General features: G+C 50.3%; 14 protein-coding genes and 2 pseudogenes. 6 read left to right on the plus strand and 10 right to left on the minus strand.

The window, feature by feature from the left end:
- Positions 1–433: 433 nt before the first annotated feature.
- From NDQ72_20670 to NDQ72_20680, 3 genes and pseudogenes are all read right to left on the minus strand, one after another.
- On the minus strand, positions 434–1,576 hold the full coding sequence (locus NDQ72_20670) for a site-specific integrase (GenBank protein ID WKD30506.1): 1,143 nt from the start codon (positions 1,574–1,576) through the stop codon (positions 434–436).
- A gap of 697 nt (positions 1,577–2,273) precedes the next feature.
- A pseudogene (locus NDQ72_20675) lies at positions 2,274–2,456 on the minus strand (integrase core domain-containing protein).
- A 12-nt stretch (positions 2,457–2,468) separates the two neighbouring features.
- Positions 2,469–3,527, minus strand: a complete 1,059-nt coding sequence (locus NDQ72_20680; GenBank protein ID WKD30454.1) for an IS110 family transposase — start codon at positions 3,525–3,527, stop codon at positions 2,469–2,471.
- Positions 3,528–4,474: 947 nt separating this feature from the next.
- Here NDQ72_20680 and NDQ72_20685 point away from each other — a divergent pair.
- Both NDQ72_20685 and NDQ72_20690 read left to right on the plus strand, forming a co-directional pair.
- Positions 4,475–4,813 carry a helix-turn-helix domain-containing protein gene (locus NDQ72_20685; protein ID WKD30455.1) on the plus strand — a complete coding sequence of 113 codons (339 nt, stop codon included), beginning with the start codon at positions 4,475–4,477 and terminating at the stop codon, positions 4,811–4,813.
- Positions 4,800–6,056, plus strand: coding sequence for a type II toxin-antitoxin system HipA family toxin (locus NDQ72_20690; protein ID WKD30456.1), 1,257 nt, complete (start codon positions 4,800–4,802; stop codon positions 6,054–6,056). The genes NDQ72_20685 and NDQ72_20690 overlap by 14 nt, the downstream gene beginning before the upstream one ends.
- Before the next feature lie 289 nt (positions 6,057–6,345).
- Here the strand turns inward: NDQ72_20690 and NDQ72_20695 are convergent.
- Positions 6,346–6,933 (minus strand): annotated as a pseudogene (locus tag NDQ72_20695) (transposase).
- Between the two features lie 21 nt (positions 6,934–6,954).
- Here NDQ72_20695 and tnpA point away from each other — a divergent pair.
- Positions 6,955–7,371 carry an IS200/IS605 family transposase gene (gene tnpA, locus NDQ72_20700; GenBank protein ID WKD30457.1) on the plus strand — a complete coding sequence of 139 codons (417 nt, stop codon included), beginning with the start codon at positions 6,955–6,957 and terminating at the stop codon, positions 7,369–7,371.
- Between the two features lie 63 nt (positions 7,372–7,434).
- Complete coding sequence (locus NDQ72_20705) at positions 7,435–7,737, plus strand: hypothetical protein (protein ID WKD30458.1); 303 nt, start codon at positions 7,435–7,437, stop codon at positions 7,735–7,737.
- A gap of 292 nt (positions 7,738–8,029) precedes the next feature.
- Here the strand turns inward: NDQ72_20705 and NDQ72_20710 are convergent, their stop codons facing one another.
- The 4 genes from NDQ72_20710 to NDQ72_20725 are packed head-to-tail and all read right to left on the minus strand — an operon-like array spanning position 8,030 to position 15,317.
- Positions 8,030–9,799 (minus strand): ABC transporter ATP-binding protein/permease, encoded by a 1,770-nt coding sequence (locus tag NDQ72_20710; protein ID WKD30459.1) that lies wholly within the window; start codon positions 9,797–9,799, stop codon positions 8,030–8,032.
- Positions 9,796–11,631, minus strand: a complete 1,836-nt coding sequence (locus NDQ72_20715; protein WKD30460.1) for an ABC transporter ATP-binding protein/permease — start codon at positions 11,629–11,631, stop codon at positions 9,796–9,798. The genes NDQ72_20710 and NDQ72_20715 overlap by 4 nt, the downstream gene beginning before the upstream one ends.
- Before the next feature lie 34 nt (positions 11,632–11,665).
- Positions 11,666–13,852: a TonB-dependent receptor gene (locus tag NDQ72_20720; GenBank protein ID WKD30461.1), complete on the minus strand. Its 2,187-nt coding sequence runs from the start codon at positions 13,850–13,852 to the stop codon at positions 11,666–11,668.
- A gap of 28 nt (positions 13,853–13,880) precedes the next feature.
- Positions 13,881–15,317 carry an MATE family efflux transporter gene (locus NDQ72_20725; protein ID WKD30462.1) on the minus strand — a complete coding sequence of 479 codons (1,437 nt, stop codon included), beginning with the start codon at positions 15,315–15,317 and terminating at the stop codon, positions 13,881–13,883.
- Positions 15,318–15,596: 279 nt separating this feature from the next.
- Between NDQ72_20725 and NDQ72_20730 the strand changes: the two genes are divergently transcribed.
- Positions 15,597–18,746 carry an AMP-binding protein gene (locus tag NDQ72_20730; GenBank protein WKD30463.1) on the plus strand — a complete coding sequence of 1,050 codons (3,150 nt, stop codon included), beginning with the start codon at positions 15,597–15,599 and terminating at the stop codon, positions 18,744–18,746.
- Positions 18,727–20,445: an alpha/beta hydrolase gene (locus NDQ72_20735; GenBank protein WKD30464.1), complete on the plus strand. Its 1,719-nt coding sequence runs from the start codon at positions 18,727–18,729 to the stop codon at positions 20,443–20,445. The genes NDQ72_20730 and NDQ72_20735 overlap by 20 nt, the downstream gene beginning before the upstream one ends.
- Here NDQ72_20735 and NDQ72_20740 read toward each other — a convergent pair.
- Entirely contained in the window at positions 20,400–21,188 is a 789-nt protein-coding gene (locus tag NDQ72_20740) for a 4'-phosphopantetheinyl transferase superfamily protein (protein ID WKD30465.1), read from the minus strand. The genes NDQ72_20735 and NDQ72_20740 overlap by 46 nt on opposite strands.
- A 500-nt stretch (positions 21,189–21,688) precedes the next feature.
- Positions 21,689–22,930, minus strand: coding sequence for an MFS transporter (locus tag NDQ72_20745; protein ID WKD30466.1), 1,242 nt, complete (start codon positions 22,928–22,930; stop codon positions 21,689–21,691).
- Positions 22,931–22,949: the final 19 nt, after the last annotated feature.

The raw sequence follows: 22,949 nt of genomic DNA on the forward strand, positions 1-22,949 counted from the left end.
AGTGTATTGCGGCATATCATGCAGTTTCATAAGTCACAAAAGTGCCTCGAAACTTATCCTTTTAAAAGCTACTATCAATCCACTCCCCAGCCTGCTGAACGAGCATCATGAAATGATTCCGAAGATCGTCGCAGTCGTGGGGCATAATCGCATCAAAGTTCTCGCATTCTCTGACAGACGCAGCACACAATCCGAGATGTTTTACCATGTGCCTTACCGCGGCTGACGTAGGTTTATGGCGAAGCAGTTCCTCTGTGGCAAAAAGACGATCGCTAGTGGCGGCCTCAAGTTTCATGCCTATTTCGACCTGGGCTAGATATTCCTTTGAAAACCCGCTCATATATTATTTCCCATGTTTGGATAAATATTTTGTAAACATATTCGTTTGATTTAATTGGATATGTCACCATTATTGACCACCAAGTTAGCAGCGTTATTCAGGGCGGTAGCCGAACCGGCCAGACTGTAAACGCGCCGCTTTTTGACGGTGACTCTTGGTTTCATCGAAGACATAACGCTCGGTTGTCACAACAGACGCATGGCCTAGTATTACCTGAATTTCCCGTATCGACATACCGGCTTCCCGCAAATCCGTCGCGCAGGTGCGCCGCAAGTCATGGGGGGCCAACTTCAGTTCATCGGGCAACATCAGCCGTAGGCGTTCCAGACGATTATTGACGCTACGAAGGCTTAACGGGGTTTTAAGATAGTCGTTTGAAGGTGCCTTCTGTTTTACCCAAATGGGATTAAATAAATAACCTGGAGTACGGCCACGGTACTTATCCAGATATTCATTTAAGCGCCATACTACACAGTCTGGTAACGTCAGCGAGCGCTGCTTTTGGCCTTTACCTACGACCGTGATCTCATGGCTGATGAAATCAATGTCCTTGAGCTGGATGCTAACTGTTTCGGCACGCCGAAGCCCAATGGATGCCATCATCGCAATCATCAAGCCATCACGAAATGCCCTAGCAGTGGGCTCTTGGTCACACAAATCAAGTAGTGCCCTAATTGTGCCTGCACTATGGGCAGTCCCGGCGCGTTTAGCGTGAGAATAACGGGCCGCCTTGATCTGCTTAATACGATCCAGGGTGGCATGGCTGATCTGATCTAGCATCCAGGCTTCTGTGGCTATACCGCGAATTACCGCACGAACGGCATTCCGTTTGGCTGGGGATTGGCCGGAATCACGGTAGGTTGCCAGTATCTCGCTGACCACATCAGGCGTCAGGGTTGACCAGTCTACATAATCATAGGGGAATGCCTGGTTGGGATGTTGAGCCCGACCGTCATTGTTGGGTGCGCTTAACTTTGGTGGCTTGGGTGCGCCGAGAGCTTTGGTGGCAATTTCGTTAATGAGACTCCGCTTTGAAGTGACGCTGGCAACGGATTCCTGGTTACGCAAATGCCGGTGAGCAGCATTGCTTCCGCGAGGGAATGGTTGGCTAAGGTCAAATATCACCCGAACGGGCGGTTCCTCGTAATCCATCACACCCGTTGCCGGAAATGAAGGTGTGATTGTCGTCATTGAGTGCTGCGATGTGACGATAATGTGTTTGTTGTCATTTTGCATGGTGGTATCCCATAGAAATACGTTGGCTGATCCGAGTATGCAATAACCGCTATGCTATAAGACCGTAATCAACATTGAGGCTCAAAGCTGAAATGGATTTAGCCCTATTCAAGTCAGCACAAAAAAACCCATGCTGATGCTCCTGTCATAATTGCATTTAATATATCTTAAAGGTAGTTAATGAATTAGAAAAGGGCAAACGGCCTGCTACTACCTGGCGAAACTTCTGCTTTGATGCTCTATTTAGAAAACGGTCTTTTATAATACCCTTGCTTTTACGTGTTGCGGTCTAGCTAAGCTACTGCCCACGCCACAGGTAAGAAAATGCGCTCATGGCCTCAAAAAAACAGTCACTCGATTAAGTAAAAACTTCAATAATTATGAATATAATCATTGCTTTAAATGTATTTCTTAGTTTTTATGAGACTCTGTACTTAAAATCTGTCTTTTTGGGCATACCTACCCCTGAACATTTTGCGTACAGCAGCCAAAAATACTGGCTGCATCACGCAATCAGGGGCTAACAGTTCTTTTGGGAGAGGCTATTTCAACATCTTGCCGCGCTCTTTAAATGGTGGCTTGGCCTGATCCTGATCGTCCCGAACTCCCATTGATTTGCACGCATCACATGCCCAAAGACGTGTCTTCTTTTTTGAGAGGATGCTAGAAGTTGTTCTGGTCAATAAAACCGGACACATTAATTTGCTAATTTCTCATACTCTGCTGGAGCCTGATCACCATTCGATGAATGCAGTCGCTCCAGGTTGTAATACTTCATGTAGGCCTCGACATCCCGTTTCATGTGAGCCCGTGTTGGCTGGTGTACTTTAAGTAGCCAATCGTGTTTCAGACTGCCGAAAAATCGCTCAACAACCGCGTTGACGCTCCTATGTCAAATATTCTCCCGTAATTTTCCAAGATCCCTCATTATCAGTGGGAATAATTCTCGAACAATATATCGTTTCAGGCAGCGATGAATTTCCTTGGACGTAAGTCCTTCCGCTGTTCGTCGGTCTACATAGGCACGGGTTCGGGGATCGCTTCGCATCCTAACCATAGCTATCGTCCATAACGCATTGTTAGCCGCTCGGCTGCCACCTCGGTTTAGTCGATGCCTTGTCGTCTTGCCTGAGGAGGCGGGTAGAGGGTTTACACCGCAGAGCGAAGCTAAGGCTGCTTCATTCTTCAGGCGTTCAGGGTTGTCTCCGGCAACGGACAAAAGAATAGCCGCAGTATGAGGACCTACGCCAAAGCGACTCCGCAGCTGTTGCGCATGCTTTTGGGTAAGTGCCTCCAGTTGCTTATCAAATTTTTCTAATTCGGCAGCTAACGTCAGCCATCGCTTGGCAAGTGACCTGAGCGTTGAGGTCAACGCCTGCAAGAGAACACTATCTCCTAGGTGACGGATCTTTGCACAAGCCTTCACGCAGTCGCCTGTTTTCGGTCTCCATAGCTTCTCGCGGATGTCCTGGGGCGCACTCACCAGCAAGGCGCGTAATTGATTGATCGCTTGCGTCTTCGCCTTTACGGCGCTGCGCCTGGCGACGGATATGATGCGCATCGCCTCACAGGCACCTGATTGCTGTTTAGGTATGGCGGTCGCTATACCTGACAACACCGCTCTAGCTGCACTTTCGGCATCCGTCGGGTCGGACTTGCCCTGCTGTCGTCGCTTGGCTCTATCAGGCCGATTCACTTCAAGAACCGTGATTCCATTATCGATCAGGAAACGGCAAAGTCCTGCACCATAGGTTCCTGTCCCTTCGATACCTGCACGAGTCAGGGTGCCAAAAGACGAAGCCCAGCTTAGCAAGTCAAGGTAACCTGCCGAACTTGCGGAAACGGATCGAGTTCCAAGTAACTGACCTATCTCGCTGATTACAGCACCTGCATGGACATCCAGGTGTGTATCTACACCTAGAATAACTTCCTGTGGCGATTCAAGTTTCATGGGATACACTCCTTAGTGGTGGCGTATTCCCAATCTCAATCGCAGGACAGGACACTCACGGCGCAGAACAAAGCTCCTATTAGGTCACAAACGCTGAGCCCGGGAAGCCTCGGGGAACATCAATACTGGCCGACAGGTCAACGCGAAGGCAGTAAAGCCAATCCCAGCACGGGTCAGGCCAATATGATGTTCACAAGTATAGTAGACTGAGTGTACGGCTCCTATGAAAAGACACCAGCACCGTCGAAAAACACAGCGTCTCCACCGGATGCTTAAACTTACGATTCTCACCCCAAAAAACACATACGCTTCTTTTTAGCTGCTGCGGCCGATCAGGTGACTCATCACGTATCCTCAAGGTTCACCCGATGCCTGCTCCAACGAAAGATGCAGATTTTCAGCCCCTTCTTCGCAGTTCTAGTCTGGTGCCTGGTGCCACTGAACATAAGTTTTAAGCGTCTCAGTAGTCGCTCCACCTGCCATACACGTTACGACCGGGACATCAACGATCAAGCATCAAGGTATCTTGAAGTTGAAGGCTGAAGGACTTGCCCATCGAAGCTCGCGTAAATCCGCCACGTTGTCGGTAGCAGCCGTTGAAGAGGGAAGCCCCACCCATTAGGGCGGGGAGCAGTTACCTCATCACTTCTTGCACAGCGAGCAAATCGAAACTGTTGCCTATCTCACCCAAAGTCGCGAAGTCCTTACCGTAAATCCACCCTATGTGCTTAATGTTACAGGTTACGATCGCAACATCTGCCTGGGCAGAAAATGATGACATCATCAAAGAACCAAAAGCAGTTAACCTCAAAACCTCATCTGCCATCCAATTACCCATCAGTGACCAGCGCCCACCAGTAAGGCTCAAAGTTGTTCTCTAAGGTAAAAATGTAATAAATCGACATTATATTGTCGATAATAAAAGATATATATATTATAGTGTCGATATGAAAACACGGCATGTTACCCTCAGCCCTAAAGCCTCCCTCTCCCTGCGTCTGTTCGCCGGACTGATCGAAGAGGGTAGACTCAATAAAGGGTGGACCCGCGACGAGCTCGCTGATCGGGTTGGTGTTGGCGTGGTCACTATCCGTCAGGTCGCCAAAGGCTCATCCCGAGTGGCTATTGGAACTTATTTCGAAGCTGCGGCGTTGGTCGGCGTTTCGCTATTCACCAATGATCTGGACACACTAAACCGCGAACAAACGATCCAGCGAGACCGGCTAACATTGCTCCCCAAGCGGGTTCACCGCCAGCCACAAGAGCCTATTGATGATGATTTCTAGTCGACGCGCCTACGTTTGGATCTGGCTTCCCAGACAGACATTTCCAGTGGTCGCCGGTCTTGTCGAACGCGATGATCAAGACCACTATCGCTTTACCTATGGTCGTAGTTACCTTACACGCCCTGATGCGATCAGCCTATTCCCCGAAGAGCTCCCCCTTCGTCCCGGAAACCAGGAGAAAGTAGACGGTGCGTTACCTTCCTGCCTACGTGACGCCTCACCAGACGCTTGGGGGCGACGCGTCATTATCAACCGTCTTACGGGGCAAAAAGGCGATAAGGCTAATGGTGTCGACTTCAATGAGTTAGTCTATCTGCTCGAATCTGGCTCGGATAGAATCGGTGCGTTAGATTTACAGCAATCGCCCACTGACTACCGACCACAAGAGAACCAAGTTGCCACCTTGGATGAATTGCAAGAAGCCTCAGCGTATGTAGAGGCTGGAGAACCGCTGCCCCCAGCCTTAGACCTGGCCATTCAGCATGGCAGCAGTATCGGCGGTGCCCGCCCTAAGGCTCTGTTGAACGATCAGGATCGCAAATTGGTGGCAAAGTTCTCTTCTAGTACCGACCTTTACAGCGTAGTGAAGGCGGAATTTGTCGCCATGCGGCTCGCCCAGCAGGCGGGGCTGGATGTTGCGCCCATCAAGATGGCCCGCTCATTAGGCAAGGATGTACTGCTGATTGAACGCTTCGACAGAATGAAGACAGCTGATGGTTGGGGGAGACACATTGTGCTCTCTGCTCTCACGCTGCTCGGTCTGGACGAGATGATGGCCCGCTATGCCAGCTATGAAGATCTCGCCCATCGAATCCGATCTAAATTCAACCAGCCGGGGAAAACACTGGTCGAGTTGTTCAGCCGCATCGTCTTCAACGTACTTTGCGGAAATACCGACGACCATGCACGTAATCATGCTGCCTTCTGGGATGGTATGCACTATCGACTAACTCCGGCCTACGATATCTGTCCGCAGTCACGTACCGGTGGCGAAGCCACCCAGGCGATGCTGTTGTATGACCAGGAACGTCGCAGTCAGCTAATCCACTGTTTGGCAGCCGCAGAGCGGCTCGGTCTTAGCCGGACTCAGGCCCGTGAAATCATCAATCACCAGATTGCGATCATCCATGATTATTGGGATGCTGTTTGCGATGAGGCTGACCTAAGCCAGGTCGATCGTGACTTTCTATGGGGTAGGCAGTTTCTAAATCCGTTTGCGCTGGAGGGCTATTCTGAGAGATGAGACAGCATTCTCCTGGTTAGATACAGTCATGATGAAATCATCAAAGCACCAAAAGCGGGTAACCTCAAAACCTTATTTAGAATTATCATCAAAAGCTCATTTGCTATCCAATTGCACATCAGTGACCAGCGCCCACCCGTAAAGCTCAAAGCTGTTTTCCACGCTGTCACAAAGCAGCGTCAACGAAAGGATCGTAATCGCTGGTATAGTGCGCAGTATCCAACGCTTCGTAGTAAGCTGATCGCTGCTCTACCTTGATCAGGGCGGCACGGAATCCTGTTTTCATCAGCTCAAGGTCACGATAGAACCGACCTTCTTCCATCTTGGAGCCATCGCTACAGGTAGCTACGTCCTTTAACCCAAGGTCGATGCCGACAGCTCCCTGCCCAGTAGATGGCTTGACCTCTACGTCAACTGCGACGTTGAAGTACCAGCGGCCCAGGCTGTCTTCGTTGAAGGATCCTGAGCGGAATTTGTATTTCGACAGGCCGTAGCTATCCCAGACCTTGAAATGGTTGCCGTTGTGGAATACCTGCCCATTCTTCCACTTGGCCGCGCCGGTATTGACCGGAATCCAGCCAAGTGAGCGTCTCACACCCCGAGACTTACGCCACTGTAGGCGAGTCTTCTTGAATTGCTTGCGACGGACGACGTATTCGGCGGCAACACACTGCAAGGTCTGGCTGTGCAGGCCGAGGTCCTTGCCGGCACCTTTGGTATAGGGGTGCATGTCGTAGGCGGACAGAAACAGACCATTCTCCCGAATGGTTCGGGATGACAGTTCGTTCAAGTAGTTCTTCACGCTACGAGCCATGCGGTTCAGCTCTGATGCGTGTTTGTCCTTCACTCTGACCTTGAGGGTCTTGGTCTGTTTCATGCCTTAGAGTATACTTGGTCTATGGACAACAAACAAGCTATCAGAACAGGTCGCCACTGCGTTTCCCTTATGCACGCTCATTTGGTCTTCGTCACTAAGTACCGCGGCAAGGTGTTTAACGCAACCCAACTCACCACGCTGGAAAGGATATTGCGCGATGTATGCAAAGATTTCGAGGCAGATCTAGAAGAGTTCAATGGCGAGGAAGACCACGTACATCTGCTGGTCAACTTCCCACCCAAGGTGGCGGTGTCTCGGCTGGTCAACAGTTTGAAAGGTGTATCCAGCCGTCAGATGAAGCTGTACCACCCTGAACTAATCCAGACTGCTTACAGAAAGAACGCCCTTTGGAGCCCTAGCTATTTTGCTGGCAGCGTTGGCGGGGCGCCTATTTCTATCGTGAGGCAATACATTGAACAGCAGAGCAGGCCTACCTAGGGCCGCTTGTGCGGCCCACGCTATTAGAAGTACGGGGTTTTTCGCGCATTTTGATAAGGCAGATTGGTTCATGAATTTCTGGCATGGACATTATTACTGACGCCCTTCTACTATATCGTCTACTCGCGCTTCCTCGATATGCGGAAGGCGTACCAATTCCAGCTTGCCGCTTTGATTGATGTCGATACACTCAGCGGCTTTGCTGCAGGTGTCGAGCTAGAGCCTCAGCATGTCGGTAGGATGGTAGCCCGAGCGTGCGGTCGCCAGCCTCACACGTTCAAAGCTAAGAGCTTCGAGGTCGAGAGAATCGACGTACAGGTTGATCACGCAGATGGATATGATCGCTGGGAATCAGTTTCTCGGTAGACGGTGGTGACAGGTCGAGCATCACTCATGATTTAGCGTGCTATGCGATCAGGAATGCCTGAAAGCAGTTTTTGGAACGGACTTTCGGCATGTCACCGATGCCGAGGTGAGACGGGTGGTCGAAAAGCTGAATGACCGCGAAAACGACTTGGCTATATAGGATGCTGGCACAAGTGTTACTGGGAGAGTGCTCAGAAGCTCTAAATACCCCAGGTGCTGCACTTATTGCTTGAGTCCAAGATTGAAACAAGAAAATACCGGTCTTTTTTCCATCAGATCGGCTTTCACCGGACTATGCAGTAGAACACTGCGCCATTTGCATACGATAGTAGGTACCCTGCCGTGCCATCAGCGCATTGTGATTACCACACTCGGTTACACGTCCCGCTTCGAGCACAACAATCCTGTCTGCTCCCTGCACCGTGGACAGCCGATGGGAAATCACTATGACGGTACGACTCTTCACCAGATAATTCAGCGCGCCCTGCACTAGCGTTTCATTCTCTACATCCAGAGATGCGGTGGGCTCATCCAGTACAAGAATAGGACTATCTTTGAGAATGGCGCGTGCAATACTGATACGCTGGCGCTCTCCGCCCGACAGATTCCCGCCGCGTTCGCCCACAATAGTCTCATAGCCTTGCGGTAAGGCCTGCACAAACTCGTCACAATTAGCCAGGCGAGCCGCTTGCTGTACCTCTTCCCGGGTTGCCGACGGCCTGGCGATATGAATGTTGTGCAGCACCGTATCGTTAAATAAATAGACATCCTGGAAAACGACCGACACAAGCCCGCTTAATTCGGCTGCGCTCATGTGACGGATATCGGCGCCACCAATCCGTATCGCCCCACACTGAGGGTCTGCATAACGTTGCATTAGTTTCATTAATGTCGTTTTGCCGGCCCCCGATGGCCCGACGATAGCCGTCATGGAGCGTTCAGGAATAGATAAGGAGACATCACACAAACCGACCTTATTGCTATTGGCATACTGAAACGACATCTGGCTGAACTCAATTCCATAATCCCGGGGCTGCTGTTGCGGTTCAAACACAACCTGATTAGGCTGCGCTCTCAAGGTATCCAGATCGCCCATCGCTGATTCCAGCATATCAAACATATAGGTGTATAACACCAGACTGGATAATGGTTCGGCAAAGCGAATGACAATAACTAAAAACGCGCCAAGTAATGCCAACGGCAATTGCCCGATCATCACCAGATAAACACCAAGCAGCATCACCGTCAGCATCCCCAGCTCAACCATGCTCGTCATCAATAGATTAGGACTGGAGCCCAGTTGTGTATCCTTTCGCTGCATGGCTTCCAGATCGTCGAATCGGGCCTGCAAGCGATGACGCTGTGCGCTCTCCTGCCCTACTGCCTTCAAAATAGCCAAGCCCTGAATATATTCCACCGCATCTGAATATAATGCCTTATGCGCTTCATCAACGCCGCGCGCCGATTGACCGAAGGCCGGTCTTCTGCGGTGGTAGAAAAACACGATTGCTGGAAAAACGGCCAGCAGCGCTAACGATAACCGCCAGTCGTATGCAAGCAAAACGATAGCGACGATAATCGGCACGAGCAGCGACGTAAAAATCGCGTTGGCCACACCCAGAACATAGGACAGAGTACTATCCACACTGGTCAGTAGCGTATGGATCAACTCTCCTGAGCGCGCGCCCTGAATATCCTGCAACGGCATCTGACGCATCTTGCGCCCAAGCTCGGTACGCAAAAACTGCGTAATCATGATCATCTCGCCACGGAACTCAAAATGATAGGCACGCCATCGCAGCGCCGCTGAAAATGCAAAGCAAAGCGTAAAAATGCTTAACCAGACCAGCGCACTGTTCATATCATGAGTAATACACAGCGCGTCAATCAACGGTAATATGCTAGCCAACGCCAAACCTTGCAGAACCGCTGACAAACCTAATTTAAAGATACTAGACCGCAATGACTGGGCCCGATCACCCGCAGTACGCATCAGGGATTCCCAGGTTTTTCGTATTGGCGCGAACCTGCGATTCTCCATGGCTATTTCGGTTGTGTTCATACTGACGGCTCCTGGCCCGAAGTATCAATAAAGGACTGACGAATTGACCAGCCCTGAGCTCGCGTACGTTGCTCCCACATGCGATAATACAATCCGTTTTGGACGAGCAACTTATCGTGCGTCCCACGTTCACGGAGCAGGCCTTTTTCTAGAACTACGACCTGATCGACATCACGAATCAGCGACAGGCGGTGTGCAACCACTATGACCGTACGTGACCGCATCAATGCAAATAACGCCTGCGTGATAGCAACTTCATTTTCGGGATCGGCATAGGCTGTTGCTTCATCGAGCACGAGAATCGGTCGATCCAACAATACTGCTCGGGCGATTGTAATACGCTGGCGCTGACCCCCAGAAAGAAATACTCCACGCTCTCCGACCGGCGTGTCGTACCCTTTTGGCAACGGCATAATGAAATCGTGAGCTTGGGCAATTCTGGCTGCCTGTTCCACGTCCTTGGCTGACGCATCGGGACTGCCCAATCGGATGTTGTCTGCGATACTACCTGAAAAAAGAAAATTCTCTTGGAATACGAAGCCAACGATTTGCGACAAATCATCAAACGTCATATCCCTGATGTCCACCCCGCCTATCCGTATAGCGCCTTGGTCGGGATCCTGAAAGCGCGGCAGCATCGCGGCCAGCGTGCTCTTTCCGGCACCCGAAGGCCCGACCAGCGCAGTCACTGTGCCCTGCGGCACACTAAAAGATACCTGCTCCAGCGCAGCCTCGCCGGCTTCGTCATAGGCATACGAAACGCCGTCAAACTCGATGCTATAGTCGGCTGGCTTGCTGGCCTTATCAGCAGCAACTTCCCGGATAGTCGGCAAGTTGTTAAATTCATAAATGCGCTCAACCGGCTCTGCAATTTTCTGAAGAGTCGATTGCATAAACAGCAAGGGTAAGATGGTTTCCGCCAGTATGGCACTCACCAGCAGAAAGCCCACCCAGCGCCAAAGTTCCAACGTTCCGTCTCCGTAGAACAAGGCACCGATCCACAGTAGAAAAGTCAAAGTGAACAGCGGATTGAGCAGCACCATCAGCACATTGCCGAAACTGGCCACTTCGCGGTACCACCGCGACACAAACGCGGAGAACCGGTCCAGCGCATTCTGATAGCGACTAAACGTCGAATGCCCCCCATCAAATGTACGCACCACCGGCATTGCTTGGATGAACTCCACAATCGACGCATTCACTTCCTCACGGGCTTCTCCATAAACGTGAGTAGCCTGGCTATTATTGGCCGCGACCCGTCTGAGATAAAGCATCACGGTCACCAGAATCACAATCACCACTAGGGCTAGCCGCCAGTCCAGCCAAACGAGAAAGCCCAATGTGAAAAGCGGCGCAATCATTACGCGTGGAAACATCGGTGTCGTGTCGGCCACGAAAGCGTGTAGATCGCGGATGTCATCAACCAATACTTTGGACATTGCCCCGGTTCCCTGTTTTCGTATCGTCGCATTGGAAAGACGGGCAAAGTGCGCACTCAGTTGTTTGCGTAGGATATTTTCCAGACGAAACGCTGCCAGATGAGATAAGTAGAAAGCGGCCAAGCGCAGACAAAATGAAAGTACCACGCAGGCAACCATCGCAACGATCCAGTATCCCGCATGCGTAACCGCATTCTCTTCAAGATTCAGGATCAGAAATGCCAGAATTAGTGCTGTGCTCAACGAGGCGATTGTAGAGAGAGCCGAACATGCATATACCCAGCGCATACGCGCTCGAATGGGTTGGATCAGCTCCCAGACCCCGGGGCTGTGCGTCCCCTCGGGGGGGGTCGACTGTTGTTTATTCCTATCCGTCGCCTCGTCTTTTTTCATTACCACATCACCATCTCTTGTGTGTTCGCATCATTCAAAATTTCAGACTATAGTTAATACCCACCGAGCGACCTCGACCATATGCAGCCTGGGCCTCAAACTGGTTTGTCCATGACACAAGGGAATAGTATTGCTTGTTGAAAATATTCTTACTCCAAATGGTCAAGGCATGCGGACCTCGCTCCAGCCCGACTGATAGGTCTGCCAGGGTATACCCCCTCGCCTTGTAGGTATTGGCATTATCTCCATAATGGGAACCCATATGATTGACATCAATGCGTGAAGTCACACTTCCTATCGGAAAATGACGGCGGTATGTCGCATTCACGTTAGCCTGGCTTAAGGGCACTTGCATCGGTCGCACGCCCTCCAGTTCGGGATGATCATCCCAGCGGGTAATCACCGGATCGGAACGGCTGTACGATGCGCCCACCTCCAACTCAGGTGTTACCCTGAGATTGACTTCGGCCTCAAAACCGCGATTGCGCTGCTGGTCCACGCTCCAAACGGAATACGGCGACGCCAGAGTATAAACGGGGTTACTCGAGCGGGACTCGTAAAGCGCCACGGAAGTGTATAAACGGTCATCAAACCAGCGTCCTTTAAATCCCAGTTCGGCCGTTACCCCTTCTTCCTTATGATAGGTCGAAAGCTGGTCAATGACATAAATGCCGGTCGGGTAATAGCTTTGCGCTACGCTACCATACACCAGAGACTGATCGTTCAGGTGCCAGGTCGCAACGCCCGAGAGCAACAGCGTCTTGTCAGTCACAGAGAGGCTTTCTCCGTCCTGAAATCCTTTTCCTACACCATATGTTTTATCGATTTGATATCTTGCACCCAGCCTGAGATCAAACTTTTCATTGAGCGACCATGGCATCTGACCGTAAATGCCCACCCCTTGTTGTGTCTGATTTGTTCCATAATCGATATCACCCATCCCCAATATTAATTTGGTGGAATCATAACGATTGTAATAGCCATCCACGCCCGCAATCCATTGCAGGTCAGCATCTGTATTGCTACTGAAACGAAGATTTTGACTAAGCAGGTGATTATCCTGACTCGTAGACATTTCAGATTGCAGTAAGGGGTGATCACCGCCGTCCACATCTAGCAAACCATTATCACGGTAAGACGTCCACCCGGTAGTAGACTGGAATTCAACTCCGTTCAGATCATGACGAATATCAACGCTCGCCCCCCGTACTTGCGAGTAAGTGAAATCATCTGTGTCGTGGCTCAACTCTCCAAAGTCCAGCTCCTCGCCAATCACGCCCACATAGGAATTGTAATGTTGGTAAGGACGCATGGTTTGGGGATTGACAGTAACCAGCAGCGGTCCGCTCTCCCGGTAATTGTAGCCGTACGCATTGGCCACAATCCTGGTTTGATCTGTAGGCGTAAAGATACCTGTCAATGAAAAATTCTTACGATCCCGGTCCGCTGTAGTATTGCCGGTACGCACATTGGTCAGCCAGCCATCGTCCGTATTCATCGAAAATGCGCCGCTCAATGAAAATTCCTCGTTAAACACATGATGATAACGAGCATTTGTATTGACGTAACCGTCCGATCCCAACCCGAAACCCAGGGTGCCCTCGGACTCTTGCGGCTGCCTGGTAAAAATATTGATGGCACCTGACAGACCATTGTGCCCGTTCAAAATTTGTTGCGGCCCCTTCAGCACTTCAATCCGTTCGACATCACCTGAAATGGCCGGATTTTGCAATTCCACCAGACTTTGGGGAATGCCATCGATATTGACCGCAACGCTGCGACCAAAAATTTCCGAGAACTTACCAATACCGCGTATATAGGGATACTTGGGCCCGCCGGTCAATGAGCTGACCAAGGTGACGCCCGGAACGCGCGCATTCAATTCGGATAGCTCCGTCAGATTCATCGCTTCAATATCATCACTACGCAAAACGGCAATCGATCCAGCGGTCTTTGCAATCTCCTGATGAAAACCGAATCCCTGAACAATAATCGGCTCCAGTGCTTCGACCCCTGGCTCAGTTCCGGCAGACGTCGTGCCAACGGGCGTTGCAGTCTGTTGAGGTAAAGACGCTCGCACCGAAGAGGTCAGTAATTCGGCTGATTCCTGCTGCAACTGTGCCGACGCAGAATTGGGCAACACCATCCCTACTCCTGCTCCTAACGCGGTTAAAATCGCCACCCGGATAGGAAGCACCCCTTTGTTTATTTTTGATTCCATCGTTTCATTCCATGCGCTAAATGAAGGTTTAAACCACATTGACCACCACAGTTTCAGGCACGCGATTGTCAATCCTGCGCAGTACCCATGATAAGCGCGCGCACAAAACAATCGCCAGAAAACACTGGCTCAACAGATAGGCGTACCACCATCCTGCCGCGCCCATACGCGGGACCAGGATGTCCGTAAATGCCAGGACATAACCAAAAGGAAGCCACACCAACCAAGAGACGACCAAGTAAATCAGCATGACCGCAACGCCATCGTCCAAACCGCGCAACAAAAATGCGGCAACAGTGGTCGTCGTCAGGATCATCAGGAGCCAGGGAAGCAACTGCGCCAGTTGCCGCGCCAGCGGCAATAACGCCGCGTCGGGGTCATACAGTTGCAGGATAGGTTCCGGGTAGAAGCCGAGAAGCAATGCCGGCATCAACATTAATAACAGGCTGACAATCAAACATTTGGCCGCCATGGCAATTAACCCGCGTGAATCCATACTGCCACTGGACCGCGCGATCAGAATAGATGCGGCCATAGCCATACCGCCGGTTCCCACCAGCGCTATTCCCAAGATATTGAACGCCAAAGAATGTGCCCCGATGCTTTGCACACCCAATGAAGAAATGGAAACGCCCATGATACTCAGAATAAATAAATCGGAAACGAAATTGAATGCAACGGGAAGGCCTGATTTTGTAAAAAACAGCAGCTTGCGAGCAGAGCAGTCTTCTAGCCCCACTGGGGTTTTCCAGATCAAACGTATCTCGTGCTGCCATAGGCTGAACACCAATAGAATCACATTGATTGTTGAATAGTAAGCGACACTCGACAGTGCAAACCCGACGACTCCCATTTGCGGGAACCCAAAATGTCCCAGTACGATGGCGTAGATCACCAGTGTTTTTACCCCAAGCCCAGCCAGCACCGACGCGGTTACTAGCAAGGGGTAACTGAAAGCCTCAGCAAAGTTGCGACCCAGCAGGAAGAGCACATTTCCCAAAATGAACAAGGGTACGAAATAGAGATAAGTCCTGACCCCATCCGCAAGATCAGGTGTCACGCCAGATATGATCATGGCGCTTTCGCTAAACACGACAATGAGCGCGCCGAAAACCAGCGAAATTCCCACAGACACGACGATCGCCTGGCACAGAAACGGCATGATGCTGGCAGTGGCCCCCACTCCTTTCATTCTGCTCACCGCCGGCACGACCGCGTATACTAAACCGCTAACAAATGCCGTAGGCAAAGCCTCGATCAGTGTCCCGACTGAAATAATGCCAAGCATTTGCATACCGCTACGGCTTGCCATCATGGTTTCAACGAAACTATTGGCCATCTGCAACAGCATCGATAACACTATCGGCCCCGCCAAAAGCATCAGAGGCACAAACACTTTTTCCGAATACCGAACACTGCTGCTAAGTGGCGCTTCCTCGCCTAACATCTGTGTTTGACTTGTCATGAGGCTTCAACCCGTAAGACCTAAAGCATTGCGCCCATATCATAAGTAGATTGTATAAAACCTCTACAAACTATAAGACCTGCTTGATGATAATGATAATCTACATGCGAACTATTATCATATAGTATACTATTAAAAGTGTAAATGATATAATTCTTGTTGTTATCGCCCGCCCCGAACAAATTGCGAGCTGCATTTTTTGCTTGCAAAGAATTTCATTTATCCTGACTACGGCATGTCTGTGATCAGTCAATCATGCTATCTTCCGGAGAGTCGTATATGCCTTCAATCGAACCGGCAAAAACTTCCGTAAAGAAAACGTTTATACCATCAGACTTACAAAAAGCATTGCTAAACAGCTCGTTATTGCAGACAGATAACCAGCTCTACGTCGAACAACTCCATTTATCCGTCGACGGAAAATTCGATCTGGATGCATTCGAGCAAACTTGGCAGTGGTTGATCCAAAGGCATTCCGCCCTGCGCTCAGCCTTTGTTTGGGAAAACCAGTCGGATATCTGGCAAGTAGTTCTTAATCAAGCAAACTTGCGCATTGAACGTATACCGTTGGCTCCCGGCACAAAGGCACACGCTGACAAACAACTGCAACAGTTCATCGAAGAAGATGGGCAAAAGGGTTTTAAACTAGACGCAGCGCCACTGGCCCGCGTAACAGTGCTTGAAGAAAATCCGCAACGGCGCCATATTGTCATCACCATGCATCATGCGATCATGGATGGCTGGTCTTTTACCTTGCTGACTGAAGAAATGGCCTTTGGATACTTGGCATATATTGAGGGCAAGGAACCTGAGCTTCCAGTTCCGGCAGGTTTTGAGGTATACATTGACTGGATCCGGCAACAGGACTTCACAAGTGCAAAGCAGTTTTGGACACAGGCCCTGAGTAAGATCGACAGCGGCACAATCTTCCCCCGTTCGCTCGCGGCAGGCAAGCGTCAGGACGAGCGCTACCGTTTCCTCACTGACACTTTCAGTCAGGCAGAAAGTGTGCGCTTGCAATCCTTCTGCAAATCGGCGCATATCACAGGCAATATTCTTGTCAGTGCTGCATGGCTGATCCTTCTACATGTCTATTGCGCTCGTTCAAACGTGACTTTCGGCAGCGCTTACTCCATACGTCCATTAGATCTGCCCGGCAGCCAGAGTATTGTGGGGCCGCTGATCAATACAATCCCGATCAACGCAACCATAAACAGAGACACACCATTACAGGCATTTTTGCTGTCGCTAAGCAGCGACATGGTTGACTACCAGGTGCATTCGGCTTTACCGCTGACAAGCATCCTGGAGCACTTACCAGATCATGTCACCAGCGGCAGCGACAACCCGCTATTTGAATCATTACTTATTTCAGACAGCTTCGTCCACACCAGTGGAAACGACACCTCGGACGAAAGCGTCATGCACGTCACCAATCACGAAACGCCCGAACGGGTCGCCTATCCAGCCGTCGCCAAGTGTGATCTGCAACACATCCGGCTCTCCTATCATGTCGATCGACTGCAGCCTGGCATTGCACAGGACATGGTGCATTACCTGAAGAATCTGCTTCTATATATGGCTGACAAACCAGAAACAACGATTATGCAGGCAATCGACCACCTCAGCAGGCTTCACCCCACACCGGCCGGCCCCACCAACCAGGGTCGGGATACTCTATGTCAGCGAATACATCATAATGCGCTCCATTCACCCAACATAGTTGCTATCCGCGACACGCACAGCGAGATTACCTATGCCGAATTGTCGCAACATATTCGGACCATGGCAAAAAATCTGCGTGCGCAGCCCAGCCATATTATAGGCGTTGCCTTACCGCGCGACGCGAGGGGGTTAAGCAGCATGCTCGCCATCTTGGAATGCGGCGCATGCTATTTACCTCTGGATACGTCCTATCCTCCGGAACGATTGCGTTTTATCATTGAGGATGCGGCCCCTTCAACAATTATCGTCAACGACACTCAAACACTGCATGCTTTGCAGTTGACGTCACCTGTCAGGACAGTTACTTACGACGCGCTACACGCACAATCTGCGGACATCCAGCTACCAAACACTGATCCAGCGCAACAGATTCCCGAAGACGAACCAGCTTACATTATCTATACGTCCGGCTCCACGGGCCAGCCCAAAGGATCAATCAACACCTATCGCAGCGTACATGCCATCATGAATCTTTGTGACCGGCTCATGGATGTCCCTGGGCAGCGAGTATTGCAGTTTGCGCCGCTTAACTTCGATGTATCGCTACTTGAATCCGCCCTGGCTATCGCTGCCGGTAGTACACTAGAGATATTGCCGGACACGATGAAGACATCCGTTGACTTGGTACAACACTTTATCAAAGAGCATGCGATCAGTTGCGCCTGCCTACCCCCGGTTATGGCCGCAACGCTAACCCTCGACGTAGTCCCAACACTGCGCACACTTATGACTGTCGGTGAACCCTGCCCCCCTCTGGTCGCCAGAATGTGGGGGGAAACACGACGTTTTTTCAACCTGTACGGACCGACTGAAGCGGCTATTATCACGCTGTTCAATGCCGTTCATGAAACTGGTCACAACACGGCTATCGGCATGCCTGTAGACAACGTCGACATTGCCCTGCGTGACCATGATGGGCTGGTGGTGCCTCGTGGTGTGTCTGGTGAGCTGTGGCTGCACGGCGCCAGTGTGGGAGGCGGTTACCTGAATCGGCCCGATACAAATGACCGTGCTTACCGATATGGCGGTTATATGACAGGAGACAACTGCTACATCGACACCAACCAATTAGTTCATTTCATCGGACGCTACGACCAGCAGATACAGGTCCGCGGTTACCGCGTCGAGCTGGGCGAAATCGAACACACTCTTTGCCAAGTATTAAAGGCACGAGAAGCCATAGTGCTCACCAGCAATGACCAAGTTTTTGGCATTTCACTACATGCCTTTATCCGTGGACTCACTGCTTCGCAACAAAGCAACACCCAACTACGGTCTATGCTAAAGAAACATCTACCTGAACATATGTTGCCTTCGAGCATTCAGTTTATTACAGAATGGCCCTTGAACCGGAATCTGAAGATTGATCGTGCGACGCTGCAGAAGAAGATCACCAACACGGCTCAAAAAGTTGCCTTCGAACCATGCACAACCGCAACAGAACAGGTATTGGCAAAACTGTATTCAGAGCAGTTCAAAATATCGGTTGCGGATATTGGTCGCCATTTCGACTTTTTCGCCAATCGCGGACAGTCGCTACTTGCCGCTGCAGCGGCGCTCAAGCTTCGAAAAACACTGGCTTGCCCTGAGATTCCGCTCGATATCATTTACCAATTTCCACGTCTCGGAGAATTGGCCTATTATCTGGATGGCGCTCAAAACGATACATTGTCAAAGAAAACTGTTGGACACAATCATGCTTGATTCCCCTCAATCCGTTGTCAATCTATTTCCCCTGGCTAATTACGATCAAACCGCAGAATGCTGCATATATTGCCTTCCTTCTGCGGGTTCCAGCGCATCCATGTATGCAGCGTGGAGCCAGGCAGTGCCTAATTGGCTGACGGTCAAGGCGGTCGAATACCCAGGCCGCGGCACCCGAATAAACGAACCACTCACCCACAGCCCTAATCAGATTGTTGATGATATCACTACCGCCATCGTCGCAGACACCAGGCCGTTCATCCTGTTTGGACATAGCTTAGGCGCAGCTATCGCATGGTGCATCGTTGCTCGCCTGAAAGCACTTGGTCAGCTGGATCGACTTATATTGCTTGTCATAAGCGGACGTCCCCCGCCAGAGCATGTAGAACGGGATAGTAAGCGCCATGAACTTCCTCGCGAGCAATTCATTGATGAAGTCACGAAATACAGTGGTCTGCCAGACGACATTCGGCAAAATACGGAAATCATGGATTTCTTTTTGCCTATCATACGCAACGACTTCCATATGAACGATGTGTTGTCGCAAGAAACTCCTGACCCAATCGATATTCCGCTGCTGGTCTTTAGCGGCGCGGACGACGACGACACCAATATGCCTATGGCGATGCAAAATTGGGAAAAGTACAGCACCCGATGGGCAGGTCACACCCGCTATCCCGGAGGTCACTTCTTCCTGCGCGAAACGGATGTCATGAAGGACATGTTGAGCCGTATTTGCGAACATATAGATCTGCGAGAACGTAGTGAAATAACGGGTAGTGATACCGCAAGCACCATCGCTCAAAAACACTACCACACGGCGAAAGGGCTACGCGTCAGCTACCGTATTGAAGGGCTGGCCCATGGATTCCCGGTGCTAATGCTACACGGTGGAGTAGGTGCCTACCCGTTGTCCAAACCACTAAAGGAAATTGCAGCCAGCTTTAGTATTGCGCTAATTACTATCAATAGGCCCGGTTTCAATGGCTCAGATCTTGATCCTGAGATCAAACGACTGGAGACATTCGCAGATATAGTGCAGCCGCTGCTACTGCAGGAAAAGATAGTTAAATTTGGCGTGATCGGACTGTGTGCAGGCGCGCCTTTTGCCCATGCATTGGCAAATCGGTACCAAGACCGCATTGCAGGAGTCTGGATATTAAGTGGCATTCCCGATATTAATCTTCTCGAACAACATGGCCTGGAGATTGAAGAGCCCTTGAAGCAAAACCGAGATATCTCTCAAAACACACCAGAGGCCGAGTTGGGAACCCTGATCACACAAGGCATTCGTGAATTCCAACAGACCGTAGACCAAACTTCCTTAGACCCTAGTGCACCACCTGCCTGGGATGCCCGATATCATGCAAGCGGGATTCTGCTGGCTGACTATCTGGACATGCTGCAATGGCAGTTGCAGCAAAACTGCCTGCCTATGGCCCGCGAGTGTAAATTAATCTACCAGCCCTGGGGACTTGACCAAACGCAGCTAAATCTACCCATGACCTTCTGGCATGCCAAAGACGATTCCGAAGTTCCATTCTCAAGTGTAAAGGCCATGGTAGACCTGCTGCCCAATGCAACACTCATCGTACAGGAACAGGACTCGCACTATCCTTCCGATCAAACCATGCTGCAACTGTTCGATTCAATTCAGCAGACCACCAATGCTGGTGCTCTGACAAAGGATCCTGCCTGAAAGTAAAAATGAAACAGTGCTTTCGGCGGTACAGCGCCCGCCAGAGCGATTACCGACGATGGCAACCTTCCAGACACGCCTCTACTGGCCCACTCCAGGCTAGCAGGGGCAAGGTCCAACGTACACACCCGACACCCCGATCCTAGCCCGTTTACCCGGACTATCTTTTGCGAAGTGTCTATTTCGTGCAAATCATCGACCAGGCCCTGCCCCGTAAACTTCAAATAGGCTTCCTTGCGAGTCCAATAGCGCAGGAAAACAGTAGCCTTTTCATCTGCTGGCGCGGCTTCCCATATAAGGTATTCCGGACCGGCCAACACCGTATCTGCCAATTCAACATACGTCTCCAATGGCAAACTCTCGACGTCAACGCCTACACTTGACTTGGCAGCGCCAACAGCAATCGCCAAATGCGCACGACTGTGCGAAAGAGAAAATTCAGGCGCCTGGTGATGCACCGAAGGATCTAACATAGGTTTGCCCCTCGCTGACACAACAAACTGCAGCTTACTCGGATCGGGCTCTAGCATTGTCCAGGCTAGAAACATGCGCAATAGGCCATGCGCTATAATGAAGTCACGTCGCAATGTATCGGAACGAAATGCGTGAGCTCGCTGCTTTTCCGATGCACACAGTAAATCGTACCAAGGTGCAACAATACGCTCAGGCATCAAAGATTCGGAAGCATACCCAAGTGGATGCGTCAATACAAAATAAGCATCCATCTCCTTCAAAAATTGCATAAATACATACTAGTCGTCTTGCGGTCCCATAGAGTAAAAATAGGCATCTTGAATATGGCGGCTTTTTTTATTGAATTTATCACAATGACAACCTAATTTTAATGAAGACTTGTTGCAATTTATATTAATAGCCTGGGCTGCTATATTCTAACCTAAATGTCTCACGTGGTATAAATGAAAGTAGCTTAAAGTATTAAGGTTTCAGGGGCTTACACCAAAAAAAACCAGCAACAGCTTCCAAAACGATACCTGAAAACTCAGCCTGGTTACGGCGTATTTCACGGGAAACGGGTAGATGGAGCTCGCTCCAAGATCCGGGAAATTTGCCTCGGGTTCATGCCTTGGCCACGGCCCACCAGGAGAGTGACACGTTCTTCAATACTGAGTTCGACGTAGGACATGGAGCAAGACCATAGCTGAAGAGTCTGGTATTGCACCCAGCTTCTGCGACCAAACTCATTGTTCTGCGAGTCTTCCGCATTTTTATTAAATGCAATCAATTAAGACTTTGATCGCACAAGTGTAGAACTGCCTCGATAAAAAAAACATCCACTCAACGCAGTCAACAGGCTGGCCCCGATGAATGGAAGCGCATCTCCATAGGTCCAAGTGCTTTGCACGCCAACGCTATACAGATAACTGACGACTATCGGACCGATTGCATTTGCCACACTTGCAATAGATACCAGAGCACCCTGTATTTCGCCCTGCTCGGAGGGCAGCACCGCATTTGAATAAATGCTGTTGATCGCCGCATTGCTGACAGACCCAAGCGTATATGGAATGAGCGCCAGATAGAAGAACCACGGATGAACTGACACAGCAATCAATAACATGCCCGTTCCAAACATTGCATATCCGACAAAACATGACTTTCGATTACCCAATTTTTTATAGGCAAAGTCCACGACCACTGTCTGCACCAGAACCATGAGTACACCAATCAAAACCAGAGAGTTAGCAATTTGCTGCTCATTCCAGGAGAAACGGTATTTAGTAAAGAACGCCCACAAGACCAGCGGTGCCTGAAACGCTAGCAATATGCAGAAGTGGGTCAAAAACAGCCAGGACATACCTGGATATTTTCTAAACTTATTGATGGAATTCATTGGGTTGGCTATTTTGAAAGGACGCCGGCTTGCGTCGCTCAGCGGCTCTCGGAATCCAAACAGGATAAAGAAAAAGCAAAATGCACACATGAGTGCCGCCACCAGAAACGGTACCCTGAGTCCGTAGCCAACGGTTACGCTGCTGATCGCCGGCCCCACAATCATACCCAAACCAATGGCGCCATACATATAGGCAAAATTGCGAGTTTTGTTGTGCTTCTCACTGATATCGGCAATACTTGCCATAGAAACGACTAGCGATGAGCCAGTGATGCCGGCAATAACGCGGCCAAGAAACAATACCCAGATACTGTCGGCAATAGCAAAAATCAGGTAGTCAAGGACAAAGATGGCAAAGCAGACCAGTAATACACGACGTCGACCAAATCTGTCTGACAAGGACCCCATGATTGGTGCGAAGAGAAACTGCATAAGTCCGTAAGTTCCTACAAGCCAACCAGCAATTTCGGTGTTGTGTGCAAGGGTGTCACCAGTGATGGATTCAAGCAGGGCCGGAATCAAAGGCGCAATCAATACGACACCAGCCTGATCCATCATCACTGTCAAAAACAGGCAGAGCAAAATGGTTGCCGTGGATTTGCTAGCTTGAGTGTGAGAAGCTTCGTTGCTCATTCATTCTTCCAATTGTTGG

The organism is Halomonas sp. KG2 (assembly GCA_030440445.1).
Taxonomy (GTDB): domain Bacteria; phylum Pseudomonadota; class Gammaproteobacteria; order Pseudomonadales; family Halomonadaceae; genus Vreelandella.

Bases quoted from the DNA above. Each gene is read 5' to 3' on its own strand.
- NDQ72_20670 (WKD30506.1), bottom strand. From the start codon at position 1,576: ATGCAAAATGACAACAAACACATTATCGTCACATCGCAGCACTCAATG.
- NDQ72_20680 (WKD30454.1), bottom strand. From the start codon at position 3,527: ATGAAACTTGAATCGCCACAGGAAGTTATTCTAGGTGTAGATACACAC.
- NDQ72_20685 (WKD30455.1), top strand. From the start codon at position 4,475: ATGAAAACACGGCATGTTACCCTCAGCCCTAAAGCCTCCCTCTCCCTG.
- NDQ72_20690 (WKD30456.1), top strand. From the start codon at position 4,800: ATGATGATTTCTAGTCGACGCGCCTACGTTTGGATCTGGCTTCCCAGA.
- tnpA (WKD30457.1), top strand. From the start codon at position 6,955: ATGGACAACAAACAAGCTATCAGAACAGGTCGCCACTGCGTTTCCCTT.
- NDQ72_20710 (WKD30459.1), bottom strand. From the start codon at position 9,799: ATGAACACAACCGAAATAGCCATGGAGAATCGCAGGTTCGCGCCAATA.
- NDQ72_20715 (WKD30460.1), bottom strand. From the start codon at position 11,631: ATGAAAAAAGACGAGGCGACGGATAGGAATAAACAACAGTCGACCCCC.
- NDQ72_20720 (WKD30461.1), bottom strand. From the start codon at position 13,852: ATGGAATCAAAAATAAACAAAGGGGTGCTTCCTATCCGGGTGGCGATT.
- NDQ72_20725 (WKD30462.1), bottom strand. From the start codon at position 15,317: ATGACAAGTCAAACACAGATGTTAGGCGAGGAAGCGCCACTTAGCAGC.
- NDQ72_20730 (WKD30463.1), top strand. From the start codon at position 15,597: ATGCCTTCAATCGAACCGGCAAAAACTTCCGTAAAGAAAACGTTTATA.
- NDQ72_20740 (WKD30465.1), bottom strand. From the start codon at position 21,188: ATGCAATTTTTGAAGGAGATGGATGCTTATTTTGTATTGACGCATCCA.
- NDQ72_20745 (WKD30466.1), bottom strand. From the start codon at position 22,930: ATGAGCAACGAAGCTTCTCACACTCAAGCTAGCAAATCCACGGCAACC.